15 protein-coding genes are annotated in these 11,582 nt (G+C 43.5%); 14 read left to right on the plus strand and 1 reads right to left on the minus strand.

Annotation, left to right across the window (positions count from 1 at the left end):
- Window positions 1–4 precede the first annotated feature (4 nt).
- Window positions 5–625, minus strand: coding sequence for a TVP38/TMEM64 family protein (locus ABT997_RS04295; RefSeq protein ID WP_350018834.1), 621 nt, complete (start codon window positions 623–625; stop codon window positions 5–7).
- Between the two features lie 183 nt (window positions 626–808).
- Here ABT997_RS04295 and ABT997_RS04300 point away from each other — a divergent pair, with 183 nt between their 5' ends.
- From ABT997_RS04300 to ABT997_RS04365, 14 genes are all read left to right on the plus strand, one after another.
- On the plus strand, window positions 809–1,336 hold the full coding sequence (locus ABT997_RS04300; RefSeq protein WP_045759146.1) for a YqeG family HAD IIIA-type phosphatase: 528 nt from the start codon (window positions 809–811) through the stop codon (window positions 1,334–1,336).
- Between the two features lie 2 nt (window positions 1,337–1,338).
- Window positions 1,339–2,445 (plus strand): ribosome biogenesis GTPase YqeH, encoded by a 1,107-nt coding sequence (gene yqeH / locus ABT997_RS04305; protein ID WP_049472983.1) that lies wholly within the window; start codon window positions 1,339–1,341, stop codon window positions 2,443–2,445.
- Between the two features lie 219 nt (window positions 2,446–2,664).
- Window positions 2,665–2,976, plus strand: coding sequence for a ribosome assembly RNA-binding protein YhbY (gene yhbY / locus ABT997_RS04310; RefSeq protein WP_006595720.1), 312 nt, complete (start codon window positions 2,665–2,667; stop codon window positions 2,974–2,976).
- A gap of 21 nt (window positions 2,977–2,997) precedes the next feature.
- Window positions 2,998–3,627, plus strand: a complete 630-nt coding sequence (locus ABT997_RS04315) for a nicotinate-nucleotide adenylyltransferase (protein WP_285338261.1) — start codon at window positions 2,998–3,000, stop codon at window positions 3,625–3,627.
- On the plus strand, window positions 3,627–4,220 hold the full coding sequence (gene yqeK / locus ABT997_RS04320) for a bis(5'-nucleosyl)-tetraphosphatase (symmetrical) YqeK (RefSeq protein ID WP_350018835.1): 594 nt from the start codon (window positions 3,627–3,629) through the stop codon (window positions 4,218–4,220). Before ABT997_RS04315 ends, yqeK begins: the two co-directional genes overlap by 1 nt.
- The gene (rsfS, locus tag ABT997_RS04325; protein ID WP_049483439.1) at window positions 4,221–4,574 is read left to right on the plus strand and encodes a ribosome silencing factor; all 354 of its coding nucleotides are present in this window, start codon (window positions 4,221–4,223) and stop codon (window positions 4,572–4,574) included.
- 285 nt (window positions 4,575–4,859) lie between these two features.
- A complete protein-coding gene (locus ABT997_RS04330; protein ID WP_343094017.1) occupies window positions 4,860–5,600 on the plus strand; it encodes a class I SAM-dependent DNA methyltransferase in 741 nt (246 codons plus the stop codon).
- Between the two features lie 6 nt (window positions 5,601–5,606).
- The gene (locus ABT997_RS04335) at window positions 5,607–6,701 is read left to right on the plus strand and encodes a nucleotidyltransferase (protein WP_350018836.1); all 1,095 of its coding nucleotides are present in this window, start codon (window positions 5,607–5,609) and stop codon (window positions 6,699–6,701) included.
- Window positions 6,702–6,934: 233 nt separating this feature from the next.
- Complete coding sequence (locus tag ABT997_RS04340) at window positions 6,935–7,189, plus strand: type II toxin-antitoxin system Phd/YefM family antitoxin (RefSeq protein WP_193389209.1); 255 nt, start codon at window positions 6,935–6,937, stop codon at window positions 7,187–7,189.
- Window positions 7,190–7,192: 3 nt separating this feature from the next.
- On the plus strand, window positions 7,193–7,447 hold the full coding sequence (locus ABT997_RS04345; protein ID WP_126404733.1) for a Txe/YoeB family addiction module toxin: 255 nt from the start codon (window positions 7,193–7,195) through the stop codon (window positions 7,445–7,447).
- 173 nt (window positions 7,448–7,620) lie between these two features.
- On the plus strand, window positions 7,621–8,337 hold the full coding sequence (locus ABT997_RS04350; protein ID WP_126404732.1) for a YebC/PmpR family DNA-binding transcriptional regulator: 717 nt from the start codon (window positions 7,621–7,623) through the stop codon (window positions 8,335–8,337).
- Between the two features lie 188 nt (window positions 8,338–8,525).
- A complete protein-coding gene (locus tag ABT997_RS04355; protein WP_129822410.1) occupies window positions 8,526–9,668 on the plus strand; it encodes an amidohydrolase in 1,143 nt (380 codons plus the stop codon).
- A 127-nt stretch (window positions 9,669–9,795) separates the two neighbouring features.
- Window positions 9,796–10,623 (plus strand): amino acid ABC transporter substrate-binding protein, encoded by an 828-nt coding sequence (locus ABT997_RS04360; RefSeq protein ID WP_129822409.1) that lies wholly within the window; start codon window positions 9,796–9,798, stop codon window positions 10,621–10,623.
- A 32-nt stretch (window positions 10,624–10,655) separates the two neighbouring features.
- Entirely contained in the window at window positions 10,656–11,528 is an 873-nt protein-coding gene (locus ABT997_RS04365; protein ID WP_135782720.1) for a MetQ/NlpA family ABC transporter substrate-binding protein, read from the plus strand.
- Window positions 11,529–11,582 lie beyond the last annotated feature (54 nt).

The raw sequence follows: 11,582 nt of genomic DNA on the forward strand, positions 1-11,582 counted from the left end.
TTTTTTAGGTCATTTGCCAGAAATAGTCGATGATATAGGTGAGACCATAAGTGTAGATGACTAGAGTAATCGGTTTACAGAGAATAATAATGGTCATATAGCGCTTAAAGGTCATATTGGTTAATCCAGCTAGCATGCAGAGAAAGTCCGCTGGACTGATGGGCCAGATCATCATGAAGACGAAGAAACGATCAAACCGCTTGCCTTCGTTGAGCCAATTAATATACTTATCGTAAGTCTTCTGGTTAACCATAGACTGGACAAATTTAGGCCCGTACATTCTTGCGAGGTGGAAGATGATGGCACAGCCAATGACGATGCCGATGTAGTTGTAGATGGTCCCAATGATGTGGCCATAGATAAAGACACCAGCAACAGATGTTAGAGCGCCAGGAATAATAGGGACCACTGTTTGAAGGATCTGAAGAAAGATAAAGAGAGGTGGCCCGAAGATACCTGCTTGGAGAATAAAAGCCGACAAGGTTTCCTTGGATTGGAGAATACCAGCAAAGTAGGCCCAGATACAGAAAGCAAGGGTTGCCAGGGCTCCAACGATGGAGGACCAATTAATGATCTTTTGGAGGAGAGGTGAGACCTCCCTCAATTTTTTTTCTTTTGTTATCATAACTCTTCCGCGTATTTTTTTCTTCTACTATACCACGTTTTTGGAACTTTGTAACGATTTTGTCTATTTTAGGGAATATCACAGAGATAGAATGGGTCCTCTTACAAAGGGGAGACAACGAAGCAAGTGCAAAATACGTCTATTTATGCTACAATGAAGAGAATATAAAAAATGGAGAAAAACGTGTCAATCGAAAATTACAAACCAGATTTTGCGGTGGAAGCAGCCTATGATCTCACCGTTGCAGATTTGAAAAAACAGGGTATTAAGGCGGTCCTTGTGGATTTGGATAACACCTTGATTGCTTGGAATAATCCGGATGGGACTCCCGAGATGCGCCAGTGGTTGCATGACCTTCGTGATGGGGGGATTCGGGTCATCGTGGTGTCTAATAATAGCCCCAAACGGGTCAAGCGCGCGGTTGAGAAATTTGATATTGACTATGAAGCCTGGTCGCTTAAGCCCTTTACTTTTGGGATTGATCGGGCCCTCAAACGTTTCCACTATGAGAAAAATGAAGTGGTCATGGTCGGGGATCAACTGATGACGGATATCCGGGCTGCCCATCGTGCAGGCATTCGCTCGATTTTGGTCAAACCTTTGGTCGAGCATGACTCCATCAAGACCCAGATCAACCGGGCGCGTGAACGCCGTGTCATGAAGCAAATGGCCGAAAAATATGGTCCGATTGTATACAAAAAAGGAATTTAAGAATGGAAGAATTATTCTGTATTGGCTGTGGAGCGCCCATTCAGACAGAAAACAAAGAGGGGCTAGGCTATACTCCCCAATCAGCTCTTGAAAAGGGCTTGGAAACAGGCGAAGTCTATTGCCAACGCTGTTTCCGTCTACGTCACTACAATGAAATCACAGATGTGCATCTGACAGATGATGATTTCCTAAAACTCCTTCACGAAGTAGGAGATAGTGATGCTCTCGTGGTCAATGTAGTCGATATTTTTGACTTTAACGGATCCGTCATTCCTGGCCTACCACGCTTTGTAGCAGGAAATGATGTCCTTTTAGTAGGAAATAAAAAAGACATCTTGCCCAAGTCTGTTAAAGATAGCAAGGTGACCCATTGGTTGATGGAGCGGGCCCACGAAGAAGGCATGCGTCCTGTCGATGTAGTTCTCACCTCTGCCCAAAACAAGAGTGCGATCAAGGACTTGATGGAAAAGATTGAGCAGTACCGCAAAGGCCGTGACGTCTATGTGGTGGGGGTGACCAACGTTGGGAAATCGACCCTCATCAATGCGATTATCCAAGAAATCACTGGGGATAAGGATATTATCACGACCTCTCGCTTCCCAGGAACGACACTGGACAAGATCGAAATTCCACTGGACGATGGGTCCTATATCTACGATACACCAGGGATTATCCATCGCCACCAAATGGCTCATTACTTGACGGCAAAAAACCTCAAGTATGTCAGCCCTAAAAAGGAAATCAAACCCAAGACTTATCAGCTCAATCCAGAGCAAACCCTCTTCTTGGGTGGCTTGGGACGCTTTGACTTTATCAAGGGAGAAAAGCAAGGCTTCACCGCCTTCTTTGACAACGAACTTAAGCTTCACAGAACCAAGCTCGAAGGAGCAACCGCCTTTTATGACAAGCATGTCGGTGGCTTACTAACGCCTCCTAATAGCAAGGAAAAAGAAGAGTTCCCACCCTTGGTTTCTCATGAGTTTACCATTAAGGACAAGACAGACCTGGTCATCTCTGGACTCGGCTGGATCCGCGTCAATGGAGAAGCCAAAGTAGCCGTCTGGGCACCAGAAGGCGTTGCCGTCGTTACCCGCAAAGCTATTATTTAAAAATTTGAAAGGAAATAGTTTCTTTATAGACTGGGCGAGTGCAACGAGCCTAGAAAGGATACTTTTCGCTGTGGTGAAAGCCTAAGTAGATATTTTACTACTTAGGCGCGGAAAATTTGAGACTTTAGGCTCAAATTTAAGTCATGGAACTCCGCTAGGAGGTCGCTGACGACCGCCACCACATCAGAAAAGTATCAAAAAAGAAACAATGAAAAAAGCATGACATTAACATCCAAACAACGGGCTTTCCTCAACAGCCAAGCCCACAGCCTCAAACCCATTATCCAAATCGGGAAAAACGGTCTCAATGACCAGATCAAAACAAGTGTGCGTCAAGCGCTAGATGCGCGTGAACTGATCAAGGTGACCCTTCTTCAAAATACGGATGAGAATATCCATGAAGTAGCGGAAATCTTGGAAGAAGAAATCGGTGTGGATACGGTTCAAAAAATTGGACGCATCCTCATCTTATACAAACAATCAAGCAAAAAAGAAAACCGGAAGATTTCAGTCAAAGTAAAAGAAATCTAAGAGACACAGGAGAGCAGGTATATGGCCATTGAACTATTAACCCCCTTTACCAAGGTGGAGTTAGAGCCAGAGATCAAAGATAAGAAACGCAAACAAGTGGGAATCCTCGGAGGGAATTTCAATCCCGTCCATAATGCCCATCTTGTAGTTGCAGATCAAGTCCGCCAGCAATTAGGCTTGGACAAGGTTCTTCTCATGCCAGAATATGAGCCTCCGCATGTGGATAAAAAAGAAACCATAGATGAAGGTCATCGTCTGAAAATGCTCGAACTAGCCATTGAGGGTATTGAAGGTCTGGAGATCGAGACGATTGAGCTAGAGCGTAAAGGGATCTCCTATACCTACGATACGATGAAGTTGCTCAATGAGCGAGACCCAGATACAGACTATTACTTCATCATTGGAGCGGATATGGTGGACTACCTGCCAAAATGGTATCGGATTGACGAATTAGTGGAGATGGTGCAGTTTGTCGGTGTTCAACGTCCCCGTTACAAGGCGGGAACCTCCTATCCTGTGATCTGGGTCGATGTTCCTCTTATGGACATCTCTTCTAGCATGGTGCGAGAATTTATCGCCCAAGGTCGGACGCCAAACTTTATGTTGCCAAAACCAGTTTTGGACTACATCAAGAAAGAAGGTTTGTATTAATGACCTATGAAAACTATCTAGGCTTTTCTCGTGAGGTCTTGCTTGAAAAAATGGGTCAAATCTTGCCAGAAAAACGCCTAACCCACTGTTTAGGGGTTGAGAAAGCTGCGCGTGACTTGGCCAAACGCTATGGAGCAGATGAAGAGCAGGCTGGACTAGCAGGTTTGTTGCATGACTATGCCAAGAAATTATCGGATCAGGAATTTCTCGATTTGATTGATCGCTATAGTCTTGATCCAGCATTAAAAAACTGGGGAAATAACGTCTGGCATGGAATGGTCGGCATTTATAAGATTCAGGAAGATCTCGGACTGACAGATCCAGCCATTCTTCGCAGTATTGAGATTCACACCGTGGGGAGTGGACAGATGTCGACCTTAGATAAGATTGTCTATGTGGCAGATTACATTGAGCACAACCGGGCCTTCCCAGGAGTAGAGCAAGCACGTGACATCGCCCAAGTCTCTTTGGATCGTGCCGTGGCCTATGAGACGGCTCGCACAATCGAACACTTGGCCCATCAAGGATTGCCTATTTATCCCCAAACCCTTGAAACCTATAACGCCTTTGTGAAGTATTTGAAAGAGGACTAAATGAAAGAAAAAGAATTACTTGAACTTGTTGTTAAAGCTGCCGATGAAAAACGTGCAGAAGACATTGTGGCTTTGGATGTTCAAAGCTTAACCAGCGTGACAGATTACTTTGTCATCGCAAGCTCTATGAATAGCCGTCAGTTGGAAGCAATCGCAGAGAATATTCGTGAGAAAGTCGTTGAAGCTGGTGGCAATGCTAGCCATGTCGAAGGTGACTCAGCTGGAGGTTGGGTCCTTCTTGACTTAGGTGGTGTGGTGGTCCATGTCTTCTCAGAAGAAATGCGTACCCACTATAACCTAGAAAAGCTATGGCACGAAGCAAGTGCTGTCGATCTTTCAGCAGCCCTAGCATAAGCAGGTAAACTCAGTTGGTAGCAACTGAGTTTTGTTGGTTAAATTGAAAATTCTATGGAAAGAAAGGATGGAGCCTTGTGCTTGGTTAGGTTTCTAACTGAACACGAGCTAAAAGCTGTGAGAAAAAGAAAAATTTTCTCTTTGCTTTTAACGCTCTTTGTATCTTAGAAAGGATTTGAACCCGTCCTGTAATCCTCGGAAAATAGATAGCACTCCTTGGAGTTTAGCTCCATCGTTGTGCTCCTAATTTTCTATCGGATTACGGGCGGACTTGGTATCATGAATATGGCGACTTATGAAACCTTTGCGGCGGTCTATGATGCGGTCATGGATGACAGTCTGTATGATTTGTGGACGGATTTTTCTCTCCGGCATCTCCCAAAGACAAAAGATAAGAAAAAATTACTGGAATTGGCTTGTGGGACAGGGATTCAATCTGTTCGCTTTTCCCAGGCTGGGTTTGATGTGACAGGATTAGACCTGAGTGCTGACATGCTGAAAATTGCTGAAAAAAGAGCGGCTTCAGCTAAGCAGAAGATTGATTTTATCGAGGGCAATATGCTGGACCTGTCGCAAGCAGGCACTTATGATTTCGTGACCTGCTACTCGGATTCTATCTGCTATATGCAGGACGAGGTAGAAGTTGGAGACGTCTTTAAGGAAGTCTATAATGTCCTCAATGAAGGCGGAGTCTTTATTTTTGATGTCCATTCGACCTACCAGACAGATGAGGTCTTCCCAGGTTATTCTTATCATGAAAATGCGGAAGACTTTGCCATGCTTTGGGATACCTACGAGGATGAAGCCCCTCACTCGATCGTCCATGAGCTGACCTTCTTTGTCCAAGAAGAAGATGGATCCTTTAGTCGGCACGATGAAGTCCATGAGGAACGCACTTATGAAGTTTTAACCTATGACATCTTATTGGAGCAGGCTGGCTTTAAATCTTTCAAATTGTTCGCAGACTTTGAAGATAAGGAGCCAACAAAGACCAGCAAACGTTGGTTCTTCGTAGCACAGAAGTAGGCCAGCATGACAGTTACAGGAATTATTGCAGAATTTAATCCTTTTCACAATGGGCACAAGTACCTGCTGGAACAGGCAGAAGGGCTGAAAATCGTTGCCATGTCTGGGAATTTTGTCCAACGTGGTGAGCCTGCCATTGTAGACAAGTGGATTCGCGCGCAGATGGCTTTGGAAAATGGAGCAGACCTGGTGGTCGAGCTCCCCTTTCTCGTGGCTGTTCAGTCGGCGGATCATTTTGCCAAGGGAGCGGTAGAGATCTTGTCCCGTCTGGGAATCGACCAATTGACCTTTGGGACAGAAGAGGTCATAGATTACCAAGCGATTGCAACTATTTACTCTGAGAAAGAAGTGGAAATGGAAGTTCTCTTGCGAAGCCTTCCTGACGATTTATCCTATCCACAGAAGACCCAAAAAATGTGGGAAACCTTTGCTGGAGTGGAGTTCACAGGGGATACTCCCAACCATATCCTGGGCTTGGCTTATGCCAAGGCTTGTGCTGGGAAGGGGATTGCGCTCAAGCCTATCCAACGTCAAGGTGCGGGCTACCATTCAGAAGAAAAAGAGGTGGCCTATGCTTCTGCCACCAGCCTTCGTCTTCATAAAGAGGACCACGCTTTTGTGGATCAGTTCATGCCCAATAGCCAACTCTTTCAATCGGCTCCAAAGGTATCTTGGGAGGATTACTATCAATTGCTCCGTTATCAAATCCTAACCCATCCGGATCTGACACAGATTTTTCAGGTCAATGAAGAGTTGGCTAATCGGATAAGGGATGCCATTCGAAGCGCGAGTTCTGTGGAAGACTTGGTGGAGAAAGTGGCAACCAAGCGCTATACCAAGGCGCGTGTCCGCCGCATTTTGACTTATATTTTAGTAGGTGCGAGAGAAGAAATCTTGCCGACCGCTATCCATGTCTTGGGTTTCACTGAAAAGGGCCGGGCCCACCTCAAGTCACTAAAAGGTCAAGTGGACTTGGTAACGCGGATTGGTAAGGAACCTTGGGATGTTTTGAGCCAGCAAGCGGATCAGGTGTATCAGCTTGGCAATCCCCAGTTGCAAGAGCAGATCTGGGGTCGGGTGCCAGTGAGAGTGGAAGAATAGAAAGTCTCACGTAAATTTTTTCTGCCCACATTCACGTAAGGCAAGAAGTTTATGATATACGGAAACAATGTTTATCTACTGTCTAAAAGATCTTTTTAGACAGTAGATTTTTTTTACCAATTTTAAAAACTTTTTACGAATAATTAGGTAGATAAGGAAAACTTGTACAAGTTCCTGACAAGTTTTTCTTTTTCATGTATAATAATAGAAAAGAGGTAGAATGAGGTATGGTCATGGAAGCAGTCGTTTATTCAACATTCCGCAATCATTTGAAGGATTATATGAAGAAGGTGAATGATGAGTTTGAGCCTTTGACGGTCGTGAATAAGAATCCAGACGAAGATATTGTGGTCATCTCTAAGAGCGAGTGGGACAGTCTACAAGAAACTCTGAGACTAGCTCAGAACAAGGAATTGTCAGGTAAGGTCTTGCGGGGCATGGCAGAAGTCCGAGCTGGTCAGGTTCAACTCCATGAGATTGAGGGGTAACGGATGTTACTCAAATTTACAGAAGATGCCTGGAAGGATTATTGTTACTGGCAAAGTCAGGACAAAAAAACACTGAAGCGAATCAATACTCTTATCAAAGAGATCCAAAAAGATCCATTTGCTGGGATTGGTAAGCCTGAACCCTTGAAATATGACTTTCAAGGAGCATGGTCAAGACGGATTGATGCAGAAAATCGCCTGATTTATATGATAGATGAGTCAGGTGTCGCTTTCCTCTCTTTTAAAGACCATTATTAAGTTTCTAACAGAGAGTCTTTTTATAGTTAAACTAGATATTTTAAGTTTCCAACTCATAGAAAGTTCCCATAAAATCCCCCTTTAAAAATAGAAAATTCTAGTCCAAGTTCAGCGATTTGTGATATAATGTTAAAGATTGAAAATAATATGAATCAAACACAAGGAGAATCCTCATGGGACGTAAATGGGCCAATATTGTAGCCAAGAAAACTGCCAAAGATGGCGCCAACTCAAAAGTATATGCGAAATTCGGAGTAGAAATCTATGTAGCCGCTAAAAAAGGTGAGCCAGATCCAGAATTGAATACTGCTTTGAAATTCGTTATCGACCGTGCCAAACAAGCGCAAGTGCCAAAACACGTAATTGATAAAGCGATCGATAAGGCAAAAGGAAACACAGACGAAACCTTTACAGAAGGACGTTACGAAGGGTTCGGACCAAATGGTTCCATGTTGATCGTGGATACTTTGACTTCAAATGTTAACCGTACAGCTGCCAATGTCCGTGCTGCCTTTGGTAAAAACGGTGGAAACATGGGAGCTTCAGGTTCTGTATCTTACCTCTTTGACAACAAAGGTGTCATCGTCTTTGCAGGTAATGATGCGGATGCCATCTTTGAGCTTTTGTTGGAAGCAGATGTAGATGTAGATGATGTAGAAGCAGAAGAAGGAACCATCACTGTTTACACTGCTCCAACTGACCTTCACAAAGCGATCGTTGCTTTGCGTGAATCTGGTATCGAAGAATTCCAAGTAACTGAATTGGAAATGATTCCTCAATCAGAAGTTGAGTTGTCAGGTGAAGATTTGGAAACCTTTGAAAAACTTTACAGCGTTCTTGAAGATGATGAGGACGTGCAAAAGATCTACACTAACGTAGATGGATTCTAATAGAAATAGACCTTTGAAGATGATTTCTTCGAAGGTTTTTTTCTTGAGGTTTGGAATTTTTAGGAAGGAAAGCAGAGGTCGCAAAAATAATGATATAGTTCCTGGCTATAACTGAGAGAAAAAAATAGGAATTAGACGAATAGGGGAGGCAGTGATAGAATAGAACTATGCTAGAAAGGGGACGAGAAATGGTATCATTTTCCTATGAACATCTAGTGCCCATTCGGCATTACGTGCATCAGCATCCAGAGTTATCTGGACAAGAATACAAAACTACAGCTTATCTTAAAGCCTATTTGGAAAAGCTAGGTGTACGCATTTTAAACAGTGGATTAAAAACCGGTCTGATTGCTGAAATCGGAAGCGGTAAACCAGTCATTGCCCTTCGCGCAGATATTGATGCCCTTCCAATTCAGGAGAACACGGGTCTCGACTACCAAAGTCAAAACCCTGGTGTCATGCATGCCTGTGGCCATGATTTCCATCAGGTCAGCCTATTAGGGGCTGCAGAAGTCCTAAAAGGTATGGAAGCAGACTTAAAGGGAACGGTTCGGTTGATTTTTCAGCCGGCTGAGGAGACTTCTGAAGGAGCATCTGCGGTATTAGCGACCGGGCTCCTAGAGAATGTACAGGCCATCCTTGGATTTCACAACATGCCATCATTGTCTGCGGGTCAGTTGGCCCTGCGTCCAGGTGCCATGATGGCGGGGGTTGAAAAGTTCAAGGTGACTGTCACTGGGGTGAGCAGTCATGCGGCTCGACCGGATCTCGGTTTAGATACGGTTGTAGCAATCACTAGTATGGTCCAGCAGTTGCAGACCTTGGTCTCGCGTACGGTTTCGCCATTTGAGACAGCTGTTCTATCGGTGACCCATATCGAAGCTGGTTCAACCTGGAATGTTCTTCCCAAGTCTGGTTACTTTGAAGGAACCATTCGAACCTTTAATCCGGATCTCCAGAGACGGCTCAAGGCGGATTTCATTCGCGTGATCGAACAGATCTCCAACAGCACGGGAGTCATGGTCCATTTTGATTGGGGCAAGACACCACCGGTTACCTATAATGATAAGGCTTTGGCTAAAAAAGTCTTTCGTTGGTCCAAGTCTTTTGCAGAAGTTGTTGAGGCCCAGCCATCGACAGCGGGTGAAGATTTTGCCTTCTATCAAGAGAAAATCCCTGGAGTCTTTGCTTTTATCGGATCTAATGGTGCAGCAGATGCACCGGATCTCCACCATGATAGCATGGTCATAGATGATGCAGCTTTTGCAGTATCAGTTCCATATTACGTAGAAAATGCCCTCGCTTTACTGGAAAAATTTTCAACCAAATGAGACGTGATAGGTAAAACCTATCACCGCCATAAAGAAAATATAATACCCAAGAGTCGGGAATTTTGATATGATGGAAAAAGCTGTTTTTTAAAGAGGAATAAACAATTTTAGTGAAAAAGGAGAACAAATGAAATTGAATAAATTCATCAAATATGTTGGTTTAAGCCTTGTGGGCTTAGCAGCAGTTGGGACTTTGGTAGCCTGCTCATCCAAGTCATCAAGTAAATCAAGTGGAAAACGGACCATTGAAGTTGCAACAGTTGGAACAACCAAACCCTTCACCTATGATAAGGACGGGGAATTGACTGGTTATGAAATCGAAGTCATGCGTGAAATCTTCAAAGGTTCAGATAAGTATGAAGTCAACTTTAATAAGACAGAGTGGTCTTCTATCTTTGCGGGCTTAGACGGTGATCGTTACCAGATCGGTGTCAGCAACCTTAGCTACGATAAAAAACGTGCGGAGAAATACTTGTACCCAAATCCTTACGCTAAGAACCCAGTGGTCTTAGTAGTCCGTAAAGATTCAGGTATCAAATCACTAGACGATATCGGTGGCAAGTCTACAGAGGTCATCCAAGGAACTTCTACAGCGAAACAGTTGGAAGCCTACAATAAAGAGCATAAGGATAATCCAACTGAGCTCAAATTTACAGAGGGTACCATCCAATCCATTCTTGCTAATTTGAGCGATGGCCGTTCAGATTATAAGATTTTTGAACGCTTGACAGTTGAGGCTTTAATTAAGGACCAAGGCTTAGATAATTTGGAGGTCATCGAACTTCCAAGTGATCAACAACCATATGTATACCCAATCCTTGCTAAAGGTGAGAAAGAATTGGAAACCTTCGTCAACAAACGGATCAAAGAGTTGTACGAAGACGGGACACTTGAAAAGTTGTCTAAGAAGTACTTTGGTGGGACCTACCTTCCAGAAGCTTCTGATATTAAATAAGGTTATTTAAAAACATCATAAGGAGAAAGAATATGAAATTAACAAAACTTTTTGGTGTAGCAGCTCTTGCTACCGTTGCAACCTTTGCCTTAGCAGCATGTGGGTCTTCAAAATCATCTAAATCATCTGATAAAGATGGTGTGACAACTGTTAAAGTTGGGGTGATGAGCTTAAGCGATACAGAAGAAGCTCGTTGGAAAGAAGTGCAAAAGAACTTGGATGATGCAAAAGCTAACATCAAGTTGGAATTCACTGAGTTTACAGATTACTCACAACCAAACCAAGCTGTTCGTGATGGGGATGTGGATATCAACGCTTTCCAACATTACAACTACCTTGAAAACTGGAACAAAGAAAACAGTGCAGACCTAGTTTCTGTAGCAGATACTTACATTGCGCCAATCCGTCTTTACTCTGGTACTAAAGATGGGAAGAACAAATACACTGATGTGAAAGACATTCCAGAAAAAGGAACCATTGCAGTACCAAATGACCCAACAAACGAAAGCCGTGCTTTGTATGTATTGGAATCAGCTGGTTTGATCAAGTTGGATACAAAAGATGGGGAATTGGCTACCATCAGCAACATCAAAGACAATCCAAAGAACTTGACAATTTCTGAGTTGGACGCTTCTCAAACAGCTTCTTCACTTCCATCAGTTGATGCAGCAATCATCAATAACACCTTTGTTCGTGAAGCAGGTATTGATTACAAGAAAGCTCTCTTTGTAGAAAAAGCAAACAGCAACTCTAAACAATGGTACAACTTGATTGCAGCTAAGAAAGATTGGAAATCATCTGATAAAGCGAAGGCAATCGAAGCCATTATTAAAGCCTACCATACTGACAACGTGAAGAAAGTCATTGAAGAATCTTCAGACGGTATGGACCAACCAGTTTGGTAATTGAGAGGATGAATAGAGAGGTGGAGAAGGTTTTCTCTGCCTCTTATCGTGTAT

This window comes from Streptococcus australis (genome assembly GCF_040226615.1).
GTDB classification, from domain to species: Bacteria; Bacillota; Bacilli; order Lactobacillales; family Streptococcaceae; genus Streptococcus; species Streptococcus australis_E.